Source organism: Microbacterium sp. LB12 (assembly GCF_037150835.1).
GTDB lineage: Bacteria > Actinomycetota > Actinomycetes > Actinomycetales > Microbacteriaceae > Microbacterium.
Window position 1 is genome coordinate 1 of record NZ_JBBCPF010000001.1, and the last position, 21,835, is coordinate 21,835.

Consider the following 21,835-nt stretch of genomic DNA (forward strand, 5'->3'; position numbering starts at 1 on the left):
TACAACACCGTGCGACGCCACTCGGCGCTGGGCTACCTCACCCCGGCCGACTATGCTCGCCACTGCACCCACGAAATGAAACCCGACGACTCACACAGAGACCGGACCTAACAACGGGGGCGGCCCAGACCCAGATGCGCGTGCAGGCCGGCTCAGATTATGTCGAGTTCGTCCGCGCTCTCCTCCGGGATGAAGCGCCAGCGCTCCCTGACCTCGGCGAGTATGAACTCCGCCTCTTCGACGACCTCGGAGAGCTGCGGGATGCCATCCGGCAGAAGGATGAGGAGGTCGGTCTTTCCCGCCTCGTTGCGGGCTATGCGTGGGAATGGGCGTCGAAGAAGAACCCAGACGCCTTCGACATCGAGCTCGATGGTGAGCGAATGCGGTGGAACGGTACGGACAAGGACTGGATCAACTCAAAGGGGTCACTTGAAGAAGTTGGCTCGATCCACACCGTGCAGGGATACGACCTGAACTATGCCGGGGTCATCATCGGACCGGATCTTCGCCTCGACCCGGGAACTGGACGGATCGTTGCTGATCGCGAGAGCTATCGGGACAAGAAGGGCAAAGAGAACACTGGGCACCTCAAGGATGCCTTCGGGGACGACGACCTGCTGTCGTTCATCCGGAACATCTATGGGGTGCTGCTGACGCGGGGGATGCGTGGAACCTACATCTACGTGTGTGATCCAGCCCTGCGCGAGCGCCTGGCCGTAGCATTCAAGCGCTAGTACCGGAGGCCCCGAATCTCTCCCCCGAGCTCACCTGCTGCGCCACCCGCCGAAGCGCCAACAACAACGGCTCCACCAGCACCGACCCCAGTACGACGTACCGCACGGCGGCCTCCGCAGACTCCTCCGGCACCCCGGCGATCTCCGCATCCGCGATCCGCCGCGCGCTCGCGAGGTACTCCTTCATCGCCGCGTCCGGCACGGTGAACCCCACGCTCTCCAACCCCTGCAGCGCTCGCGCGACCGCGTGCAGCACGGCCTCGTCGCACATCCCGGGCTTCCACCCGAGCCCCGCGACGAGCGCCTCGGCATCCGCGAGATCCAGCGCGTCATCCACCGGGGGAGTGATCGCCGCATGCGCCTCTCCCAAGAGCAGGTGCGGGCTCGCCGGCGGATCGTCCAGCGCCCCGAGCACCCGTCGCGTCTCGGCGATGCTCACCCCGGCGTCGAGCAGGGCTCGGATCACCCGCAGCCGCTCCACGTGCTTCTCGCCGTACGCGGCCTGAGTCGCAGACGACCGCTCACCCTCGGGCAGCAGCCCCTCGCGCAGGTAGTACTTGATCGTCGGCACGGTCACGCCGGTCTGGGCTGACAGTTCGGAAATTCTCATGGCCACCTCTTGACTTCGATAGTAGCGCTATCCATTATGGATAGTGAAGCTATCCAAACAAGGAGTCATCATGTCGAAAGTCATCACGGGCCGCATGACCCACCGCCACGAGGGCGAGCTCGTCGTGTTCCACATCGGAATGCAGATCAACTGCTGGTGGCGCCCCGACCTGTGGATGCCGGCCTTCTTCGCCATGCCGGGGATGCTGCGCGAACTCAGCACCGACCCGGACTCGGGCATGCTCGGCTACCACCTGCTCTTCGGCGCGGGCGGACCCTACGTCGTGCAGTACTGGTCGTCCATCGACAAGCTCTACGCCTACGCATCCAGCCCGAACCAGCGGCACCGACCCGCCTGGACCGCCTTCAACCGCGCAGCCCGCAAGGCTCCGGGCGCGGTCGGCATCTGGCACGAGACCTTCCGCATCGACACCGCCGAGAGCATCTACGTCTCGACGAAGCCGATGGGCCTGCCGAAGGCCACGGCGCTTGTTCCGGTCGGTAAGCAGCACGACCGGGCCCAGGCGCGGTTTGCGGATGGGCGGACGGCGGCGAAGTAGTCAGCCGCCACGGCCCCGCCCTTCAGCCCGCACTGCCCACACGAGAAGGACGGCAATACCGCGATTCCTGAGCTCGTCACCGAACCGCCGCGCCGCTTGCCGGCGACCTACGCCGCAATCCCCCGCAGCAACCGCACCACCGTCTCCTCGACCCGCTCTTCCCCCAACGGTTGCCCGATCAGCGCGGAGTACGACGCCATCGCGATGAACTGATCCGCGATCGCCGCGGCATCCACGTCCGCCCGCACGTCCCCGGCATCGCGCCCGCGGGCGACCCGCTCCGCCACCCACTCGCGAATGGGCGCCGCCAACCGCTCGTTCAGGACGAGCCCCAACGCGGGATCGGCCGCGGTCACCTCAATCAAGGCCCGCGCCAGCGCCACGCCCTCGGGTCGCGCCAGCCCGTCCGACATCGCGGAGAACCATGCCCGCAGGTCCGCCCCGAGGTCGGCCGTCATCGGCACCGACACCTCAGACCCGGGCAGCACCCCCTCGACAAGCGCCTCGCCGAGGATCGCGGCCTTCGACGGCCACCACCGGTAGATCGTCTGCTTCGACACCTCAGCCTCGGCCGCAAGGCCCTCGATCGTCACAGCCTCATACCCGTCCGCGGCGAGCGCGCGACGCATCGCCTCCAGCACGGACTGACGGGCTTTCTCACTGCGAGGACGGGGCACCATTCGAGCGTACTCAGGCGTACACTGGAACATAAGTAGACGCACCGTTGCGAAACCGAAACGGCACCCGAACAAGGAGAAAGAGCATGGCCCTCACCGCACACTCCACCATCGGCGACTGGATGAACGACCCCACCGGCGGCCCCCTCATCCGTGGACTCTTCGAGAAGACCGGCGCCGACCCCTCGCTCCTCACCCCGGTGCTCGGCCTCCCCCTGCAGCAGCTCGTCGCGATGAGCCAGGGCGCCATGCCGCAGTCGGTCGTCGACGACCTCGTGCGCGCGGCCAACGGCGGCGAGATCCCCGCCGACGACGACACCGCCGGCTGGACCGAGAAGCCCACCGCCGGCCGCTTCGCCGGCAAGACCGTGATCGTCACCGGCGCCGCCTCCGGCATCGGCAAGGCCACCGCCTCGCGCATCGCCCGCGAAGGCGGACGCGTGATCGCCAGCGACATCGCCGCCGAGAAGCTCGACGCCCTCAAGGCCGAGCTCGCGGATGCCGACATCGTCACGGTCGCCGGCGACCTCACGAAGCAGGACGCGATCGACGCCGTACTCGCCGCCGCAGGCGACCGCATCGACGGACTCGCGAACGTCGCCGGCATCAACGACGACTTCTCCCCCGCCGGCGAGACCCCCGACGCCGTCTGGGACCGCGTCATCGCGATCAACCTGACCGCCCCGTTCAAGCTCATGCGCGCCGTGATCCCCGTGATGGAGGCGGCGGGTCGCGGCGCGATCCTCAACGTCTCGAGCGAGGCCGGCCTGCGCGGCAACGCCTCGGGCAACGCCTACACCGCCAGCAAGCACGGCATCATCGGCGTCACCAAGTCCGCGGCCTTCATGTACGGCCCCAAGGGCATCCGCGTGAACTCCGTCGCCCCGGGCGGCGTCGCCACCGGCATCCCGATGCCCCCGCACATGTCGGAGTACGGATCCGGACGCCTCGCCCCGTTCCAGCAGTCGATCCCGACCATCGCGACGGCCGAGCACCTCGCCGCGTCGATCACGTTCCTGCTGTCGGACGACGCCGTGAACATCAACGGCGCCATCCTCGCCTCCGACGGCGGATGGTCGGTGCAGTAACCCGCGCCGCGAGACCAACGCCCCGCCGACCCGAACGGCGGGGCGTTTCGCGACCGTCGTCAACCCCATCCCGCTCCCGATACCGGCGGCCTAGCCTGATCGCATGTTGAGGATCGGATCGATCGTGATCCGCGTGACGGACCTCGCCGCGCAGACCGCGTTCTGGAAAGCCGCGCTGGACTATGTCGAGAAGTACCCGCCCGACGACGACTGGGTCATCCTCACTCCGCGCGACGCCGAGACACCCTGCATCTCCCTCGACGCGCATCCCTCCGAGCGGGCGCTGCCCCCACGTATCCACCTCGACATCTACGCCGACGACCAGGCCGTCGAGGTGCGGCGCCTCACCGGCATCGGCGCCCGCGAGGTGCACTGGGACCGGCGCCCCGCCGACGCGGACTACGTGATCATGGAAGACCCCGAAGGCAACCGGTTCTGCGTCGTCGACTGCGCCGACTGGGACGGCTGGACCGCTCAGCCCTGACCCGGCCGCCTCTCGCGCGCCATCGCCTGCCGATGCGAGGTCAGCGCCGCGCGCACAGCCGAGTAGATCACCAGCCACGTGATCAGGATCCCGATGAGGAACACGGCCGCATAGAAGAGGAGGAAGAGGAAGAGGTTGTCACCGAACATGGCCTCAGGATGCCGCATGCCCAGCACCATCGGGAGCAGACTCCCGGGTCGGTGACGCCGTGGCGCCCGTCAGACCCGAAGCCCCGTCCGCCGCACCGCATCCCCCATCGCGACGACCGCCTCCGCCAGGATCGGACGCGGCGTCGCGAACACGACCCGCACGAAGTCCTCGGCCCCACGCCCCAGCAGCCGCCCCTCGGTCAGCACGACATCGGCCTGCTCCCGGAAGAACTCGGCCGGCGGCCCGGGAACGCCCAGTGCCGAGGTGTCGATCCACCCGATGTACGTCGCCTCCGGCGCGCGGTAGACCGCTCCCGGAAGATGCTCCGCCACGAGCTCGCCCAGCAACCGGCGCGAACCGTCCAGATACTCGATCACGTCCGACAGCCACGGCTTGCCATGCGTGTACGCGGCCGTCGAGGCCACCACGCCCAGCGTCGCCGCGCCGTGCTGCACCGCGAAACCGAACCTCTTGTACAGCTCCTGGTCCGCATCGTTCGAGGTGATCAACTGCGCGGTCTTCAACCCCGGGATGTTCCAGGCCTTCGACGCGCTCGTGCCGGTGACGGTGTGCGCGGCCGTCACCTCCGACACCGAGGCGTACGGCACGAAGGGTGCATCGTCGTAGCGCAGCGGCGCATGGATCTCATCCGCGAACACGCGCCCGCCATGACGCTCCACGATCTCGGCGATCGCCTCGAGTTCCTCCCGCCCGACGATCGTGCCGGTCGGGTTGTGCGGGTTGCAGAGCACGAGCGTCCGCGCCCCCGCGGCGAACGCCTCGTCGATGCGCTGCAGGTCGTGCTGCCAGCGTCCCTCGACCTCGACGCCGGGCACCTCGATCACCGGATGCCCGATCGCGGGCAGATATGTCAGGAACGGCATATATGCCGGAGTAGGCACGATCACCGCCGAACCGGTCGGCGCATACTCCTGCACGGCGACCCCGAGCGCCGCCATCACATCCGAAACCGGATGCACCCGCTCGGGATCGACCGCCCAGTCGTACTCCTCGCGCATCCAGCCGGCCGTCGCGACACCGAGCTCCGCGGCCTGCGGCGGTGAGAGATATCCCAGGTTCTCGTCGTCGATCGCACGGTGCAGCGCCTCGGCGATCTCCGGAGCGACCCCGAAGTCCATCTCCGCCACCCACGCCCCGATCCGCCCCGGGTGCAGGCTCCACTTCCGGCTCTGCGGCCGATCGAGGTACAGCCGGCTGCGTTCGTCGAACGGATGCGAGGGGCGATCTGCGCTCATGGTCGTGTGTTCCGCCGGCTCAGCCGACGGCGTCGATACAGGACGGGGTCAGGGCACGGATCACAGACACGGGAGATCTCCATTCACAGCGGGGTCCGACCAATCTACGGACGCCCCCGCACCGTCGCATCTCGCGTGTCCGTCCGTGACGACGGTGCGCGCCGGGCCCGGCGTGCACAACTCAGGAGAATCTGACGATCATCGGTCCAAATCGCCGTTCCGAGCCGAGACAGTGCGATTTCTCCTGAGTTGTGCACACGAAGCGACTCAGCTCGCGGCGTCGAGCACCCAGGTCACGCCGAAGCGGTCGGTGAGCATGCCGAAACCGGCCGACCACGCCGACGCCGCGAGGGGCTCGACCACCGTGGCACCGTCCGAGAGGCCGTCCCAGTACCCCTGGATCTCGTCGAGCGAGTCGGCGCGCAGCGACTGGAAGAACGTGCGGTCGGTGATGGTCACGCCGTTCTCGCGGTGCGTGCTGCCCGCGGTCGCCGCCGGGTCCGGGTCGTCCTGACCGAGGATGTCGTACGCCATGAGACGCACGACGCCGTCGAGCTGCCCGAACACGATCTTGTCGAATCCGGGAACCCCTTCCGGCAGGCCGAACTGCCCGTACGTGGCCGCCGTGACCTCGCCGCCGAACACCGACCGGTAGAAATCGAGCGCCTGCCGTGCAGTGCCGCGGAAGTTGAGGTGGGTCGTGGTGGTGATGGACATGAACTGTCTCCTTCTCTGCGCTCCGCCGTTCGGAACCGCCTGAGTTCCACCATCACAGGGGTAGCGGTCGGTTTCTGTCCTCTACTTCGGGCACACTGAATCCATGACCGGAAGCTCGTCACGGATGCTCGCGCTGCTGTCGCTGCTGCAGACCCCGCGCGACTGGCCCGGTCACGTGCTCGCCGAACGCCTGGAGGTGAGTGCACGCACCGTGCGCCGCGACGTCGACCGGTTGCGCGAACTCGGCTACCGCATCGCCGCGATCAAGGGTCCGGACGGCGGGTACCGGCTCGCCGCCGGGTCGGAGCTGCCGCCGTTGCTGTTCGACGACGACCAGGCGGTGGCGATCGCCGTGGCCCTGCAGAGCGTGCCGGCGACGGGAATCGACATCGACGAGGGAGCCGCCCGGGCACTCGCCACCGTGCGTCAGGTGATGCCCTCCCGGCTGCGGCACCGCGTCGACGGCATCCGCTTCACCGGGACTGCCGCCGACGTCCGTGTCGACCCTGCCGTGCTGGAGTCGGCGAGCGCGGCAGTCCGCGACCACCACGTGCTGCGCTTCGACTACGGCGCGCACCACGATCGGCCCGCCCGCCGCGTGGAACCGCATGCCGTCGTCGCCCGCGAGGGGCGCTGGTACCTGCTCGCGTGGGACCTCGAGGCCGACGACTGGCGCACGTTCCGCCTGGACCGCATGCATCCGCGCATCCCGACCGGGCCGTTGTTCACCCCGCGACCCCTCCCGGCCGCGGATGCGCAGACGTACCTGGCAGTGCGCGCGAAGGGCTCGACGACCGAGGACCGCTGGCCATGCGTGGGCGAGGTCGTGATCGCACTTCCGGCTCGCGAGATCGCCCCGTGGATCGGCGACGGTGAGCTGACGGAGCTGGCCGACGGGTCATGCCGGGTCACGGTGGGCTCGTGGTCGTGGACCGGGGTGCTGGCCGCGGTCGCCCGCTTCGATGCGCCCTTCACGGTGGTGGGACCGGAGCCGCTGCGGGAGGCCGCCGTGGTCCTGGCGGAGCGGTTCGCCGCGGCCGACTCCTCCTCCTGAACCGCCGGCTTTCGCGGCCTTTCCACACCTGCTGGCAGGATCCCTCCCTACCGCGGCCTCACCGATCCGTGCCGGGTTTGAATGGGTGCACGGCCACGCGAGCAAAGCTAGTAGTTCTAGTAGTTCACGCGTACGATCAGAGGATGGGGACAGTGACGAAGACCGAACTCAATCAACAGACCGCCAAAGTACTGGCGCGAGTCACGGCGGGTGAACACTTGACCGTGACCGATCGAGGGCGACCGATCGCCGAGCTGTCTCCACCATCGGAGACGGAGTGGACACGTCTGATCGCCAGCGGGCGCGTGACTCTTCCGACGAAGACGGGTGCACTCGCCCACGCCCCGGTGCCCGACACCGTCTCCACAGCCGAGACCTTGAACGAGATCCGTTCGGATCGACTGTGATCTTCCTCGACACATCCGCCGCGGTGAAAGCACTCATCGACGAGGCGGAGAGCGCCGCCGTGATCAGCCTGTTCGCCGACGGCACCGAGTTCGTGGCATCTCGACTTCTCGCGGTCGAGCTGCACGCCGTGGCGGATCGTCGCTCCTTGAGCCATGAGCAGACCGATGATCTCCTCTCCCACATCTCGCTCGTCTCCCTCGACGACGACATCATGACCCGCGCGATCGGGCTCCACTCGGGGCTGCGCGCCTTGGACGCGCTTCACCTCGCGACGGCGATCCGCCTGAGGGACACGATCACATCCGTACTCACCTACGACCAGGAGCTCGCAGATGCCGCACGGCAGAGCGGCATCGCGGTCACTTCGCCCAGGTGAGCCCGAGATCATCGCCGCCGAGGACCGCACCCGCCGGAGAGGCACCCTCAACCGCGCCGGTAGACTGATCCTGCCCCGCCGGCCCCTTCCTTTGGAGTGCGCGTGACCACCGCCCCTGCACCTTTCCACAAGCACGTCCCCGACTCCGTCGAGAACGCGATCGCGACGCCCGAGAAGGAGCAGCCGTACGCGGCTCTCGGACTCAAGCCCGACGAGTACGAGCGCATCAAGGAGATCCTGGGCCGCCGCCCCACGTCGGGCGAGCTGGCGATGTACTCCGTGATGTGGTCGGAGCACTGCTCGTACAAGTCGTCGAAGAACTACCTGCGCCGCTTCGGCCAGAAGGTCTCCGACGAGATGAAGGAACGCCTCATGGTGGGCATGGGCCAGAACGCGGGCGTCGTCGACGTCGGCGAGGGCTGGGCCGTCACCTTCAAGGCGGAGTCGCACAACCACCCGTCGTTCATCGAGCCCTTCCAGGGTGCGGCCACGGGCGTCGGCGGCATCGTCCGCGACATCATCTCGATGGGCGCACGCCCGGTGGCGGTCATGGACGCGCTGCGCTTCGGCGCGATCGATCACCCCGACACCGCCCGCGTGGTGCACGGCGTGACCAGCGGCATCAGCTTCTACGGCAACTGCCTCGGCCTGCCGAACATCGGCGGCGAGACGGTCTTCGACTCCGTCTACCAGGCCAACCCGCTCGTGAACGCGCTCGCGGTGGGCGTGCTGCGCCACGAAGACCTCAAGCTCGCGAACGCGACCGGCGTCGGCAACAAGGTCGTCCTGTTCGGCGCCCGCACGGGTGGCGACGGCATCGGCGGCGCGAGCATCCTCGCCTCCGACACGTTCGCCGACGGCGGTCCGACCAAGCGCCCTGCGGTGCAGGTCGGCGACCCGTTCGCCGAGAAGGTGCTCATCGAGTGCTGCCTGGAGCTGTACCGCGGCGAGCTCGTCGAGGCGATCCAGGACCTCGGCGCCGCCGGCATCTCCTGCGCCACCAGCGAGCTCGCGGCCAACGGCAACAGCGGCATGAAGGTCTCGCTCGACAACGTGCTGCTGCGCGACCCCACGCTCACGGCCGAGGAGATCCTCATGTCGGAGTCGCAGGAGCGCATGATGGCGATCGTCGCGCCCGAGAAGCTCGACGCGTTCCTCGCGGTCGTGAACAAGTGGGAGGTCGAGACGTCCGTTCTCGGCGAGGTCACCGGTGACGGACGCCTCATCATCGACTGGCAGGGCGAGCGCATCGTCGACGTCGACCCCTCGACCGTCGCGGTCGACGGCCCCGTGTACGACCGCCCCGTCGCCTACCCGACCTGGATCGACGCCCTACAGGCGGATGCCGCCGAGAACCTGCCGCGCGCGAACGACCCCGAGACGCTGCGCGAGCAGTTCCTGAACCTCGTCGCCTCGCCGAACCTGGCCGACACGAGCTGGATCACCAACCAGTACGACTACTACGTGCTCGGCAACACCGCCCTCAGCTTCCCCGACGACGCCGGCATGATCCGCGTCGACGAGGAGTCCGGTCTCGGCTTCGCGGTCGCGACCGATGCCAACGGCCGCTACTGCCAGCTCGACCCCTACGCGGGTGCGCAACTGGCTCTCGCCGAGGCCTACCGCAATGTCGCCGTCACGGGTGCCGTGCCGACCGCGATCACCGACTGCCTCAACTTCGGCTCCCCCGAGAACCCCGAGGTCATGTGGCAATTCGGCCAGACCGTCGATGGTCTCGCCGACGGCTGCTACGAACTCGGCACCCCGGTCACGGGCGGCAACGTCTCGTTCTACAACCAGACGGGCGACGTGCCGATCCACCCGACCCCGCTCGTGGGCGTGCTCGGCATCATCGACGACGTGTCCCGCCGCATCCCCTCCGGATGGCAGGACGAAGGCCAGAACATCTACCTGCTCGGCACCACCGCGACCGAGCTGTCGGGTTCGGCATGGGCCGAGGTCGTGCACCAGCACCTCGGCGGACTGCCGCCGAAGGTCGACCTCGCGGGCGAGAAGCGCCTCGCCGGGCTCCTGTCGGCCGCCCGCGACGAGTGGCTGATCTCCTCGGCGCACGACCTGTCCGAGGGGGGCCTCGCGCAGGCTCTGGCCGAGGGCGTCATGCGCTTCGGCGTCGGCGCCCGCGTGTGGCTGAACGAGATCATCGAGCGCGATGGCGTGGATGCGGCATCCGCCCTGTTCTCGGAGTCGACCGGCCGCGTGATCGTGACCGTGCCCCGTGAGGACGACGTCAAGTTCCGCGGCCTCTGCGAAGGCCGGGGATACCCCGTCGCCCGCATCGGCGTCACCGACAGCGAGCCGCAGCTCGAGGTGCAGGGCGTGTTCACCGTCTCGGCCGCTGAACTGCGTGAGCGCTCGCAGGCCACACTGCCGTCGTACTTCGGTCCGACCGTCACCGAGCAGGTCAGCGCATGAACCAGGTCAGCCGTCAGAACCCGAATGACGAGGACTACGGCGACCTCGGCGAGAAGCGCAACCGGCGCATCCGCATCGTCGCCTGGACCGTCATCATCGCGCTGATCCTCGGCGGTGGCGGCGCGACCGTGCTGACGCTGCTCCTCGGCTGAGAGCCTCGGGAGAGACTTCGCAGAACGACAGAAACCTCGCACGATATCCGCCGATATCTGCGGGGTTTCTGCTTTTCTGCGAAGTTCTGTGTGCGAGGTCCGGTCAGGAACTCGGGGCAAGCAGGTACCGGGTCAGGGTGATGATCGCGTCGGGGCCGCTGCTCTCCCGCCCGAGCGACTCCACGATGATGGCCCCCAGGATCGCCTGACCGATCTGCGCGACCGGAGCATCCTCGGCGAGCTGCCCGTCGCGGATCCCGCCACGCAGGCGCTCGGAGAGGTGCTGCTCGACGCCGAGACTCCCACCGAGATGCGCGCCGACCGCGGCATCCTCGGCCGCCGCCGCCACGAGCGACTGCAACAGCGCCTGCCCCTGGGCGGTCGCGAGGATCGCGAACACCGAGTGCAGCCAGGTCTCGACGTCGGCCAGGAGGTCACCGGTGTCCGGCACGACGAAGTCGACCGGGATGAGTCGTCCGTCGACCAGGCAGTCGGCGATCAACGCGCCCCGCGACGGCCACCAGCGGTAGATGGTCTGCTTGCCGACCCCGGCCTCCTTGGCGATGCCCTCGATCGTGAGCCGGTCGTAGCCCTGCGCATGGAACAGCCGGGACGTGGCATCGAGGATCGCCTCACGCGCTGCCGTGCTGCGCACAGGCCCGCTCCGATGCTCGTTCACCATGCGTTCAGGATAGCCACAGAACCGTAGACGAGACGTACCGTATGATCTTGGAGTCTGAAGGAGACCACCGTGGCCGCACTGCTGTACCGTCTGGGTTCGTTCGCTGCACGCAAGGCGTGGACGGTGATCGCCGCGTGGGTGCTGATCCTCGGCCTCGGCGTCGGTGCATTCCTCACCCTCGGCGGCACGCTGAGCAACAGCTTCGACATCCCGGGCACCGCCTCGGGTGCGGTGATCGACGAGCTCGCCGACAAGCTTCCCGACACCGCCGGCGGCACCGGCACGGTCGTGTACAAGACCGAGAACGGCGAACCCTTCACCGACGCACAGAAGCAGGCCATCTCCGACCTGGCCGTGAGCGCGGATAAGCTCGACGGCGTCGCCCGCGTGATCGACCCGTTCGACGCCCAGAAGCAGCAACAGGATCAGGCGCAGAAGCTCGCCGACGGCGAGACCCAGATCACCGACGGCCGCTCTCAGCTGGATGCGGGTCAGGCGCAACTCGACGCCGGCCGCACCCAGCTCGAAGCCGGACTCGACCAGCTCACGGCCGCCCGCGCCCAGGCAGAGCAGGCCGGTGCCGGATCCGCGCAGCTCGCGGCCCTCGACGCGCAGATCGCGGCGCTGAACGCCCAGCTCGCCCAACTCTCCGCCCAGCAGGCCACGCTCGACGCGAACCGCACCGAACTCGACGAGAACGCCGACCAGGTGAAGCTCGGCTCGACGCTCCTCACCCTCGCCGACGGCATCGGTGTCGTCTCGGAAGACGGCTCGACCGCCATCGTCAACATCTCGTTCGTCGACCCGCGCCTCGAGCTCTCCGAAGAGGTCAAGCAGGGCGCGATCGACCACTTCGCCTCCGCCCCCATCGACGGCGTCGCGGTCGACTTCGGCACCGACATCGCGCAGGGCGTGCCGGAGATCTTCGGCATCGGCGAAGCCGTGGGCCTCGCGTTCGCCGCGATCGTGCTCATCGTGATGCTCGGCTCCCTCATCGCCGCTGCTCTCCCGATCGTCACGGCCATCGTGGGCGTCGGAGTCGGCGTCACGGCATCCCTCGCCTTCTCCGGCATCGTGAACATGGCATCCGTGACCCCGGTGCTGGGCGTCATGCTCGGGCTCGCGGTCGGCATCGACTACTCGCTCTTCATCGTCAACCGGCATCGCAAGCAGCTGCGCGCCGGGGTTCCCGTGCGTGAGTCGATCGGCCTCGCCACCGGCACCTCGGGCACGGCCGTCGTCTTCGCCGGCACGACCGTGATCGTCGCGCTGCTCGCGTTGAACGTGACCGGCGTGCCTTTCCTCGGACTCATGGGCACGGTCGGCGCGGTGTGCGTCGCGGTCGCCGTGTTCGTCGCGGTCACTCTCGCACCCGCCGTCCTCGGACTCGTCGGCACGCGTCTGCTCAGCCGCCGCGCCCGCGCGACGATCGGCCAGGAGCACGCGGCAGGCAAGCCCGTTAGGCGCATGTCGACCTTCCGCGCCATCGTCACCGCCCTCGTGAGCATCGTCGCGCTGCTGATCATCGCGATCCCCTCGATGTCGATGCGACTCGGCCTGCCGGACGGGTCGAGCGAGCCCAGCGACTCCACCAGCTACCGCGCGTTCCAGACCGTCGACGAGCAGTTCGGCGAGGGCGCCAACGGCCCCCTACTGGTCACGGCGACCCTCGACGACGCGGTGAGCGACGATGATCTCCTCGCCACGCAGGTCGAGATCGCGCAGGCCATCGCCGACCAGGACGACGTGGTGGCCGTCGCGCCGATCGCGACCTCCGACGACAACACGCTCCTCGCCTTCCAGGTGGTGCCGAAGGAAGGCCCGAACAGCGCCTCCACCGAGAAGCTCGTGCAGGATCTGCGGTCGATGCCGGCGATCGGCGACGGGATCACCCTCGGCGTCGCGGGCCAGGCCGCCATCAACATCGACATCTCCGAAGCCCTGGCCGGGGTGCTGCCGCTGTACCTCGTGGTCGTGGTCGGCCTCTCGCTGCTGATCATGATCGTGGTGTTCCGCTCACTGCTCGTGCCACTCATCGCCACCGGCGGGTTCGTGCTGTCGCTCTTCGCGACCTACGGCCTGATCGTCGCGGTGTTCCAGTTCGGCTGGGGCGCCGAGCTCATCGGGCTGCACAGCACCGGACCGATCCTCAGCTTCCTGCCCGTGATCCTCGTCGGCATCCTGTTCGGCCTCGCGATGGACTACCAGCTGTTCCTCGCCTCCGGCATGCGCGAGGCGTTCGTGCACGGCGCCAAGGCGCGGGATGCCGTCGCCCTGGGCTTCCGCGCCGGCCGCTCGGTCGTGATCGCCGCCGCGCTCATCATGGTGTCGGTGTTCGGCGGGTTCATCTTCTCGGAGTCGACCATCATCCGCTCGATCGGCTTCGGCCTCGCGTTCGGCGTGCTGCTCGACGCCTTCGTGGTGCGGATGCTGCTCATGCCCGCACTCATGCACCTGCTCGGGCGTTCGGCGTGGTGGCTACCGCGCTGGCTCGACCGCATCCTGCCGAACGTCGACATGGAGGGTGCGGCGCTGGAGCGCGACCATCCGGGCATGAAGGCGGTGGCCGTGCCGACCACGACCGACTCGGTGCCGACCTCGGGCCACTCGGGCTAGACCGCGGTCTCGCTTTCCGAAGGAGTTCTCGGCGTCGGGAGGAGGAATCCGCCCGAAAGCTCCTCCGGATGAGGAGTTCTCCGTCCGAGCGGGTGGCCATGCCCGAGCCGGTGTCAGTGGCCGTGCTTAGAGTGGGCGCATGACCGCCCGTGAACGCCTGCTCGAGCTGCGTGCTCGGGCCGAGGAGCGGGTGCGCGCGACGGCGGCGACCCTCGACGAACTCACGCACGACCGTGAAGGCTCGAACGACGATGACGAGCACGACCCCGAGGGCGTCACCCTGTCGTCGGAGTGGTCGCGGCTGACCGGACTCGCCGACGCGGCCGCTTCCGAGCTCCGCCAGGTCGACGACGCGGTGGCCCGGATGGACGCCGGCACCTACGGCCTCTGCGCGAACTGCGGAAAACCCATCCCACCCGGCCGGCTGGAGGTGCGGCCTTTCGCGGAGTACTGCGTCGCGTGCGCCGAGAAGCTCGGGCACTGACGCGATCGACGCCGCGCGAGTAGCATCCCACCCATGCCCATCGCACTCGAGAACGTCGGGATCGCCGTGCGCGACCTGGAAGCCACCATCTCCTTCTTCACCGACCTCGGCCTCACCGTGCTCGGCCGCGACGAGGTCAGCGGGGAATGGGCATCGACCGCGGTCGGGCTCGACGGCAACCACGCGAAGATCGCCGTGCTGCAGACCCCGGACGGGCGCGGGCAGATCGAGCTGTTCGAGTACATCCATCCGGACGCGATCGAGACCGCGCCGACCCTGCCGAATGAGATCGGCATGCACCGCATCGCCTTCTCGGTCGACGACATCGACGAGTCCCTCGCGATCGCCGCGCGCCACGGCTACCACCCGCTCCGCGGCGTCGCGAACTACCAGGACGTGTACAAGCTCACCTACCTGCGTGGCCCGAGCGGCATCCTGGTGATGTTCGCGCAAGACCTCACGAAACGCTGACCCCGCCCCGCGCACCCGCGCGCGACCCACCCGTTTGCGCCCGGTGCGGGGTCAGTACCGTGCCGCAAACCCCTTCCGGAGGCGCGTTTTCGATCCCGCACCCGGGCGGTGGGGCCGGGGGGCTACCCGGCGACGGCCTCCGCGATCGCGGCGCCGAGCTCGACCGTGGTGGCCGTGCCGCCGAGGTCGGGGGTGAACGGCGCGGCGTCCGCCCCGCGGGCGAGCACCTCCTCGATCGCGGCCAGCACGGCGGCACCGGCATCCGGGTACCCGAGGTGCTCGAGCATCATGGCGCCGCACCAGATCTGTCCGATCGGGTTCGCGATGCCCTTGCCCGCGATGTCGGGAGCCGAACCGTGCACGGGCTCGAACAGGCTCGGGAACACCCCCTCGGGGTTGATGTTGGCGCTCGGTGCGATGCCGATCGTGCCGGTGCAGGCGGGCCCGAGGTCGGAGAGGATGTCGCCGAACAGGTTGCTCGCCACGACCACGTCGAACCAGTCCGGGTGCAGCACGAAGTTCGCGGTGAGGATGTCGATGTGGAACTGGTCGCGCGTCACATCGGGGTAGTCGGCACCGACCGCCGCGACCCGCTCGTCCCAGTACGGCATCGAGATCGAGATGCCGTTGCTCTTGGTGGCCGAGGTGAGGTGGCCGGACCGGCGGCCCGCCAGCTCGTAGGCGTAGCGCAGCACCCGGTCGACGCCTGTGCGGGTCATCACCGTCTCCTGCAGCACGAACTCCCGGTCGGTGCCCTCGAACATGCGCCCGCCGATCGACGAGTATTCGCCCTCGGTGTTCTCGCGCACCACGTAGAAGTCGATGTCCCCGGGCTCGCGACCGGCCAGCGGCGACACCACCCCGGGCATGAGCCGCACCGGCCGCAGGTTCACGTACTGGTCGAACGCGCGGCGGAACTGGATGAGGCTCCCCCACAGGCTCACGTGATCGGGCACCACATCGGGCCAGCCGACCGCCCCGAAGAAGATCGCGTCGAAGCCGCGCAGCACCTCGAACCAGTCATCCGGCAGCATCTGCCCGTGCTGCTGCCAGTAGGCGGCGCTCGCGAAATCGAACTCCTCGAACTCGAGCGCGATGTCGAAGCGGGCGGCCGCGGCCTCGAGCACCCGCAGCCCCTCGGGCATGACCTCGGTGCCGATGCCGTCTCCGGCGATCACGGCGATGCGGTGGGTGGTCGTCATGGATGGTTCCTTCGTGGTGGGAATCGGCGGATCAGAGCACGTCGCGCTCGGCGGGGTGGTGGCAGGCGACGCGATGCGTGTCGCCGTGCGCGATCAGCGCGGGGGTCTCCAGCGTGGGGACGACCTCGGCACAGATCTCGGTGGCCTTCCAGCACCGCGTGCGGAAGCGGCATCCGCTCGGCGGCGACACCGGGCTCGGCACGTCGCCGGTGAGCACGATGCGCTCGCGCGCCCGCTCGGCCCGCGGGTCGGGCACCGGGATAGCCGACAGCAGCGCCTGCGTGTAGGGGTGCAGCGGACGCTCGTACAGCTCGTCGACGGGTCCTTCCTCGACGAGCTTGCCGAGGTACATGACCCCGACGCGGTCGCTGAGGTGCCGCACCACCGAGAGGTCGTGCGCGATGAAGAGATAGGTCAGACCGAGGTCGCGCTGCAGGTCGTCGAGCAGGTTGAGCACCCCGGCCTGCACGCTCACGTCGAGTGCGCTGACCGGCTCGTCGAGCACGATCACCTCGGGCTCGACCGCGAGCGCCCTGGCGATACCCAGACGCTGCCTCTGCCCGCCCGAGAACTCGTGCGGGAAGCGGTCGGCGTGCGCGGGGTTGAGACCCACCTGCGCCAGCAGCTCTTCGACACGGCGGTCGTGGTTCCCGCGGTGCAGGCCGTGGATCACGAGCGGCTCGGTGAGCGTCGCCCGCACCGACTTGCGCGGGTTCAGCGAGGCGTACGGGTCCTGGAACACGAACTGCACCCGCCGACGCAGGGCACGCAGGCGGCCGCCTTCGATCCCCGTGATGTCGTCGTCGCCGAGCCGGATCGACCCGCCGTCGCTCGACTGCAGCCGGGCGACGCTGCGTCCGAGCGAGGACTTGCCGCATCCCGATTCGCCCACGAGGCCGAACGTCTGCCCGCCCTCGATCGACAGGCTCACATCCGACACCGCCTGCACGACGTCGCGCGTGCGCCCGAACAGGCCACCGCCGATGCGGTACTCCTTGACGAGGTTCTGCACGGTCAGGCCGGTGCTCACGATGCCGCCTCCTTCTGCCACTCGTCGATCCGCACGCACGCGGCCGTGTGCCCCGCGCCGACCGTCACAGGTTCCGGCACGGCCACATCGCAGCGGCCGGCAACGGCGTGGGCGCACCGCGGCGCGAACCGGCAGCCGACCGGCCACGCGGTCGCCACCGGAGGCTGACCGGCGATCTGGTAGAGCCGGTCGTCGCGCGAGGTGCGTCGGTCGATGCGCGGCAGGGATGCCAGCAGCCCCGCCGTGTAGGGGTGCGCGGTCTCGTAGAACAGGGGGTCGACGTCGGCCGTCTCGACCAGCCCGCCCGCGTACATCACGAGCACGCGGTCGGCGGTGCCCGCCACCACCCCGAGGTCGTGCGTGATCAGCAGCACGGTCGTGCCGGTACGGCGCTGCACCTCGCGCAGCACCTCCAGCACCTGGGCCTGTACGGTCACGTCGAGCGCGGTGGTGGGCTCGTCCGCGATCAGCAGGTCGGGCTCGTTGGCGATGCTCATCGCGATCATGACGCGCTGACGCATGCCGCCGGAGAACTCGTGCGGGTAGCGGTCGACGCGCAGTTCCGGCGAGGGGATGCCGACCAGGTCGAGCAGCTCGATCGCGCGCGCCCGCCGTTCGGCCGCGGTCGACTCCGGCTTGTGCACGCGCACGGCCTCGATCAGCTGCTCCCCGACGCGCATGACGGGGTTGAGTGCCGTCAGCGCATCCTGGAAGACGATCGCGATGTCCTTGCCGCGGATCTCCCGCAGCGCGTCGTCCGAGAGGCCGACGAGCTCCTGACCGCGGAGCTTGATCGATCCGGTCACGACGGCCTTCTTGGGCAGCAGCCCCATGATCGCCATCGCGGTCATCGACTTGCCGGATCCGGATTCGCCGACGATGCCGACCGTCTCGCCCTCGTAGAGCACGAACGACACACCCTCGACCGCCTTGGCGAGCCCGGCATCGGTCGGGAAGCTGATCGACACGTCCTCCACCTCGAGGAGGATGGCCCCGGCGCTCACAGGTTCTTCCCCTGCGGGTCGAGCGCATCGCGCAGTCCGTCGCCGATGAAGTTCACGCACAACACGGTGACGAGGATGAAGATGCCGGGGAAGTACAGCAGGTAGACCTGCGGGGTTCCCACGTAGCCGGCGGCCTGGCTGAGCATGGAGCCCCAGCTGGTCTGCGGCGGCTGCACCCCGAATCCGAGGAAGCTGAGTGTCGACTCGGCGATGATCGAGGAGGCCACGGCCAGACTCATGGCCACCGCGATGACTCCGGCGAGGTTGGGCAGCAGGTGCGAGATCACGATGCGCGGTCCGGAGGCTCCGATGCCGCGGGCCGCGTCGATGAAGTCCTTCTCTCGCAGCGACAGCACCTGGGCGCGCACGACGCGGGCGATGTACGTCCACCCCAGCGCGGTGAGCGCGAACACGATCGTGGTCGGCGAGGGTCCGAGTCCCTGCAGGATCACCGCGAGCAGCGCGATCGCCGGCACGATGAGGAACAGGTCGGTGATGCGCATGATCAGCTCGCCGATCCAGCCGCCCACGTATCCGGCGATCGCGCCGAGCGCGGTGCCGACCACGGTGGCGAGCAGCGCGACGGAGAGGCCGATCGCGAGCGACACCTGGCCGGCGAAGAGGATCTCGCTGAAGTAATCGCGGCCCAGCTCGTCGGTGCCGAGCCAGTGCTCGCCCGACGGCGGGGTGGGCCCGAGCAGCAGATCCTGCTGCCCCTGCGGGAACGGCGCGATCACCGCCGCGCCGAAGCACGCGATCAGCAGGATCACGAGCACGATCAGGCTCACGACTCCGAGCCGATGCCGCAGGAAGCCCTTCAGCAGTTGGCGGGTGGGTGCTTTCTGCGGATCCTGCTCGGCGAGCAGCTCCTCGCTCCCGGCGATGCCTGCACCGCTCATGACAGCCTCACTCTCGGGTCGAGCACCGCATAGGCGATGTCGGCGATCAGGTTGCTGACGACCACCGCGACGGCGACCACGAGCATCCACGGCAGCAGCACGAACACGTCGCCCGCCACCAGCGACTGCAGGAAGAGCCGGCCCATGCCGGGGATCGCGAAGATCTGCTCGGTCACGACGAGTCCGCCGATCAGGATCGCCGCATCGAGCGCGACGACCGTGACGAAGGGTGCCAGCGAGTTGCGGACCGCGTGCTTCCAGATGACCTGGCGGCGCGGCACGCCCTTCGCCCGTGCGGTGCGCACGTAGTCGCTGGAGAGCGCGTCGAGCATGGCCGCGCGTCCGAACCGGCTCCAGGACGCGACGAGCGCGATCATGAGCGCGGCCACCGGCAGCACGAGGTGGCGGATGTAGTCGAGCACCCCGGTCTGTCCCGGCGAGTTCAGCCCGATGAAGAACAGGGGCGGCTCGCTGAGTCCGAACTGCTCCTTCGGCCACACCGCGAAGGTCTGGATGAGGATGAGCCCGAACCAGAACGCGGGCATCGCGATGCCGATGTACGAGGCGCCGGTGAGCAGGTTGTCGCCGAGCGAGTACTGCCGCACGGCCGAGTAGACGCTCACGCCGCCGGCGATCAGGATCGCGACCAGCAGCCCCCAGAACGCGAGCTGCAGCGTCGGCCAGAGCGCGTCGCCGATGAGCGGCAGCACAGGGGTGCCGGTGCGGGTGCTCACGCCCCAGTCGCCGGTCACCATCGCGCGCAGCCAGAGGAAGTACTGCTCGGGGATCGAGCGGTCGAGTCCGAGCCGCTCGATCTCGCGCGCGATGACGGAGGGGTCGTGCCCCTGCCGGAGCTTCGCGAGCGGGTCGAACGTCGCCCGCACCGCCCAGAACAGGATGAACGAGGCGACGAGGATGACCGGCACCGAGTACAGCACCCGTCGTGTGATGAAGGTGATCACGTCGTCGCCTCGTTCCTGTCCTGACAGCCGAACCCGAGCGGGCTCAGCCGGCCAGGCCCCACTGTGCCAGGTTCCAGAACGGACCCTCGACCGGGTTGATCTGCAGCGGACCGCCGACCTTGTCGCTCCACAGCAGCACGTTCGGCACGGTGTCCAGCGGCAGCGAGGGCACGTTCTCCGCGATCAGCGCATCCGCCTCGTGCGACACCGCGATGCGGGCGTCCGTGTCGAGCTCGCTGTCGACCTGGCCGAGCAGGTCGTCGAGGCCGGGGATGTTCGTGCGGTAGAAGTTGATGCCGGAGAAGCCGTTGGCCTCGCTCGGGATGTTGACCGAGGAGAACGTCGAGCTGAGCGTGGGGTCCGGGAACGTGTCCACGAGCGCCCAGAGCCCTGCCTGGAAGTCGCCCTGCGGGGCGATCGTGCCGAACAGGTCGGCCGGAGTCACCTGGTCGATGGTCATCTCGAATCCGGCGTCCTTCAGCTGCGACTGCAGCACCTGCACGGTCAGGTCGCGGCGCTTGTTGCCGGCGAGGGTCTTGATCGAGAAGGTGGCCGTGTCGCCGCCCTTGGCCCAGACGCCGTCGGAGTTCTTCGCCCAGCCGTCGCCCTTCATGAGCTCGTCGACCTTGTCGAGGTCGAGCGTGTAGTCCTTGAAGTCGTCGGACGCGAACGGGGCGACCATGGGCGAGTTGAAGCTCTGCTGCGCCTTGTCGACGCCGATGCTGCCGAACAGCCGCTTGACGATCGCGTCACGGTCGATCGAGTAGGCGAGGGCCTGACGCACCGCGACGGAGTCGAACGGAGCGGCAGCGTTGTTGATCCAGATCGCCTCGAGGTTGCCGCTGCGGGCGTCGACCTGGGACTGGATGCCGGGGAGTCCCGCCTCGATCTGCGTGAGGGCGTCGAGCTGCGGCGACGGGTACAGCGCGCTGACCTGTCCACTCTTGAGCGCCTGGAAGGCCGCCGTGGTGTCGGGCAGGAACAGGAAGGTGACCTTGTCGAGGTGCGGCTTCTCGCCCCAGTAGTTCTCGTTCGGCACGAGCGTGACAGAGGTGCCGCGGGTCCACTTCTCGATCTTCCAGGGGCCGCCGCTGAAGTCGTAGCCGTCGGCCATGATCGATGCACGGTCCTGGCCTTCGAGGAGGTGCGCGGGCATGATGCCGTAGACGCTGAAGAGCGTGCGCCAGCCGGCGTATGCCGAGTTCAGGGTCACGACGGCGGTCTGCGGGTCGCTCGTGTCGACGGCGGTGATGCGGTCGTAGCCGGTCTTGTCGAAGATGTCGTCGCCATCGCGGATCTGCAGCGCGGTGTAGGCGAAGTCGGCCGAGGTGATGGGCTCGCCGTCGGACCACACCGCGTCGGGGTTGATCGAGTAGGTGATGGTCTGGGTGCCGTCTGCGGCGACCTCGGCCACGGGCTCGCCGGTGACGAGGTCGGAGGGCACGGGCACCCATTCGTCGTCGACCTGGCGGGTCTGGAAGACGCCGGGCAGCGTGGGGATCTGCATGATGTAGGTGCCCCAGATCGAACCGCCGCAGGTGGCGATCCAGTCGGTGCAGTCGGGCTCCTGCTCGGCGCCGATCACGAGCTCTCCGCCGTCGACGACGGCGACGTCGCTGGGCTCGGGGGTCGCGTTCGACGACGTGCAGGCGGCGAGCGAGCCGACCAGGGCGGTGACGGCGAGGGCTGCGATGAGGGCGCGGCGTGCCGAGGGGACGACGGGGTGGAACGGTGATTTCGACATGGACGGATCTCCAGTGATCGTGCGACTGAGGGACAGTGCGAAC

At 68.9% G+C, this 21,835-nt stretch carries 24 protein-coding genes; 12 read left to right on the plus strand and 12 right to left on the minus strand.

All coding sequences use genetic code 11. The features are described from left to right. Positions 1-134 precede the first annotated feature (134 nt). Positions 135-734 (plus strand): DNA/RNA helicase domain-containing protein, encoded by a 600-nt coding sequence (locus WFM69_RS00005; RefSeq protein WP_337000414.1) that lies wholly within the window; start codon positions 135-137, stop codon positions 732-734. Here WFM69_RS00005 and WFM69_RS00010 read toward each other — a convergent pair. Beyond that, positions 724-1,344: a MerR family transcriptional regulator gene (locus tag WFM69_RS00010; protein WP_337000416.1), complete on the minus strand. Its 621-nt coding sequence runs from the start codon at positions 1,342-1,344 to the stop codon at positions 724-726. The two genes, WFM69_RS00005 and WFM69_RS00010, sit on opposite strands and share 11 nt — an antisense overlap. Before the next feature lie 70 nt (positions 1,345-1,414). Between WFM69_RS00010 and WFM69_RS00015 the strand changes: the two genes are divergently transcribed. After that, the gene (locus WFM69_RS00015) at positions 1,415-1,903 is read left to right on the plus strand and encodes a DUF4188 domain-containing protein (RefSeq protein WP_337000418.1); all 489 of its coding nucleotides are present in this window, start codon (positions 1,415-1,417) and stop codon (positions 1,901-1,903) included. Positions 1,904-2,010: 107 nt separating this feature from the next. Here WFM69_RS00015 and WFM69_RS00020 read toward each other — a convergent pair whose 3' ends face one another. Further along, positions 2,011-2,580 carry a TetR/AcrR family transcriptional regulator gene (locus tag WFM69_RS00020; protein ID WP_337000420.1) on the minus strand — a complete coding sequence of 190 codons (570 nt, stop codon included), beginning with the start codon at positions 2,578-2,580 and terminating at the stop codon, positions 2,011-2,013. An 86-nt stretch (positions 2,581-2,666) separates the two neighbouring features. Between WFM69_RS00020 and WFM69_RS00025 the strand changes: the two genes are divergently transcribed. Next, the gene (locus WFM69_RS00025) at positions 2,667-3,668 is read left to right on the plus strand and encodes an SDR family NAD(P)-dependent oxidoreductase (RefSeq protein ID WP_337000422.1); all 1,002 of its coding nucleotides are present in this window, start codon (positions 2,667-2,669) and stop codon (positions 3,666-3,668) included. Between the two features lie 103 nt (positions 3,669-3,771). Then, a complete protein-coding gene (locus WFM69_RS00030; protein ID WP_337000423.1) occupies positions 3,772-4,152 on the plus strand; it encodes a VOC family protein in 381 nt (126 codons plus the stop codon). Here the strand turns inward: WFM69_RS00030 and WFM69_RS00035 are convergent. The 3 genes from WFM69_RS00035 to WFM69_RS00045 all read right to left on the minus strand — a co-directional run bounded on the left by WFM69_RS00035 (position 4,143) and on the right by WFM69_RS00045 (position 6,275). Further along, positions 4,143-4,331, minus strand: coding sequence for a hypothetical protein (locus tag WFM69_RS00035; protein ID WP_337000424.1), 189 nt, complete (start codon positions 4,329-4,331; stop codon positions 4,143-4,145). The two genes, WFM69_RS00030 and WFM69_RS00035, sit on opposite strands and share 10 nt — an antisense overlap. A gap of 39 nt (positions 4,332-4,370) precedes the next feature. Further along, positions 4,371-5,558 carry a MalY/PatB family protein gene (locus WFM69_RS00040; RefSeq protein ID WP_337000425.1) on the minus strand — a complete coding sequence of 396 codons (1,188 nt, stop codon included), beginning with the start codon at positions 5,556-5,558 and terminating at the stop codon, positions 4,371-4,373. Positions 5,559-5,825: 267 nt separating this feature from the next. Then, entirely contained in the window at positions 5,826-6,275 is a 450-nt protein-coding gene (locus WFM69_RS00045) for a VOC family protein (RefSeq protein WP_337000426.1), read from the minus strand. A gap of 103 nt (positions 6,276-6,378) precedes the next feature. On the opposite strand from WFM69_RS00045, the gene WFM69_RS00050 reads away from it, so the two are divergent. The 5 genes from WFM69_RS00050 to WFM69_RS00070 all read left to right on the plus strand — a co-directional run bounded on the left by WFM69_RS00050 (position 6,379) and on the right by WFM69_RS00070 (position 10,698). Further along, positions 6,379-7,329: a helix-turn-helix transcriptional regulator gene (locus tag WFM69_RS00050; protein ID WP_337000427.1), complete on the plus strand. Its 951-nt coding sequence runs from the start codon at positions 6,379-6,381 to the stop codon at positions 7,327-7,329. Between the two features lie 152 nt (positions 7,330-7,481). Continuing rightward, positions 7,482-7,736, plus strand: a complete 255-nt coding sequence (locus WFM69_RS00055) for a type II toxin-antitoxin system Phd/YefM family antitoxin (RefSeq protein ID WP_442928469.1) — start codon at positions 7,482-7,484, stop codon at positions 7,734-7,736. After that, positions 7,733-8,113, plus strand: coding sequence for a type II toxin-antitoxin system VapC family toxin (locus WFM69_RS00060; RefSeq protein ID WP_337000429.1), 381 nt, complete (start codon positions 7,733-7,735; stop codon positions 8,111-8,113). The genes WFM69_RS00055 and WFM69_RS00060 overlap by 4 nt, the downstream gene beginning before the upstream one ends. Positions 8,114-8,215: 102 nt before the next feature. Next, positions 8,216-10,546 (plus strand): phosphoribosylformylglycinamidine synthase subunit PurL, encoded by a 2,331-nt coding sequence (purL, locus tag WFM69_RS00065; protein WP_337000430.1) that lies wholly within the window; start codon positions 8,216-8,218, stop codon positions 10,544-10,546. Further along, on the plus strand, positions 10,543-10,698 hold the full coding sequence (locus WFM69_RS00070) for a hypothetical protein (RefSeq protein WP_337000431.1): 156 nt from the start codon (positions 10,543-10,545) through the stop codon (positions 10,696-10,698). Before purL ends, WFM69_RS00070 begins: the two co-directional genes overlap by 4 nt. A 103-nt stretch (positions 10,699-10,801) precedes the next feature. Here WFM69_RS00070 and WFM69_RS00075 read toward each other — a convergent pair whose 3' ends face one another. After that, a complete protein-coding gene (locus WFM69_RS00075; RefSeq protein WP_337000432.1) occupies positions 10,802-11,380 on the minus strand; it encodes a TetR/AcrR family transcriptional regulator in 579 nt (192 codons plus the stop codon). 69 nt (positions 11,381-11,449) lie between these two features. Here WFM69_RS00075 and WFM69_RS00080 point away from each other — a divergent pair, with 69 nt between their 5' ends. The 3 genes from WFM69_RS00080 to WFM69_RS00090 all read left to right on the plus strand — a co-directional run bounded on the left by WFM69_RS00080 (position 11,450) and on the right by WFM69_RS00090 (position 14,951). Further along, positions 11,450-13,996, plus strand: a complete 2,547-nt coding sequence (locus tag WFM69_RS00080) for an MMPL family transporter (protein ID WP_337000433.1) — start codon at positions 11,450-11,452, stop codon at positions 13,994-13,996. Positions 13,997-14,135: 139 nt separating this feature from the next. Continuing rightward, positions 14,136-14,480 carry a TraR/DksA family transcriptional regulator gene (locus WFM69_RS00085; RefSeq protein WP_337000434.1) on the plus strand — a complete coding sequence of 115 codons (345 nt, stop codon included), beginning with the start codon at positions 14,136-14,138 and terminating at the stop codon, positions 14,478-14,480. 33 nt (positions 14,481-14,513) lie between these two features. Further along, positions 14,514-14,951 carry a VOC family protein gene (locus tag WFM69_RS00090; protein ID WP_337000435.1) on the plus strand — a complete coding sequence of 146 codons (438 nt, stop codon included), beginning with the start codon at positions 14,514-14,516 and terminating at the stop codon, positions 14,949-14,951. 122 nt (positions 14,952-15,073) lie between these two features. Here the strand turns inward: WFM69_RS00090 and WFM69_RS00095 are convergent, their stop codons facing one another. From WFM69_RS00095 to WFM69_RS00120, 6 genes are read right to left on the minus strand one after another with little or no spacing between them, the layout of a single operon-like run. Then, positions 15,074-16,153, minus strand: coding sequence for a tartrate dehydrogenase (locus WFM69_RS00095; RefSeq protein ID WP_337000436.1), 1,080 nt, complete (start codon positions 16,151-16,153; stop codon positions 15,074-15,076). 31 nt (positions 16,154-16,184) lie between these two features. Next, positions 16,185-17,183: an ABC transporter ATP-binding protein gene (locus WFM69_RS00100; RefSeq protein WP_337000437.1), complete on the minus strand. Its 999-nt coding sequence runs from the start codon at positions 17,181-17,183 to the stop codon at positions 16,185-16,187. Then, a complete protein-coding gene (locus WFM69_RS00105; RefSeq protein ID WP_337000438.1) occupies positions 17,180-18,187 on the minus strand; it encodes an ABC transporter ATP-binding protein in 1,008 nt (335 codons plus the stop codon). Before WFM69_RS00105 ends, WFM69_RS00100 begins: the two co-directional genes overlap by 4 nt. Continuing rightward, positions 18,184-19,086 (minus strand): ABC transporter permease, encoded by a 903-nt coding sequence (locus WFM69_RS00110; RefSeq protein ID WP_337000439.1) that lies wholly within the window; start codon positions 19,084-19,086, stop codon positions 18,184-18,186. The genes WFM69_RS00105 and WFM69_RS00110 overlap by 4 nt, the downstream gene beginning before the upstream one ends. Further along, positions 19,083-20,048 (minus strand): ABC transporter permease, encoded by a 966-nt coding sequence (locus tag WFM69_RS00115; RefSeq protein WP_337000440.1) that lies wholly within the window; start codon positions 20,046-20,048, stop codon positions 19,083-19,085. The genes WFM69_RS00110 and WFM69_RS00115 overlap by 4 nt, the downstream gene beginning before the upstream one ends. A 43-nt stretch (positions 20,049-20,091) precedes the next feature. Next, positions 20,092-21,792 (minus strand): ABC transporter substrate-binding protein, encoded by a 1,701-nt coding sequence (locus WFM69_RS00120; RefSeq protein WP_337000441.1) that lies wholly within the window; start codon positions 21,790-21,792, stop codon positions 20,092-20,094. Between the last annotated feature and the right edge of the window lie 43 nt (positions 21,793-21,835).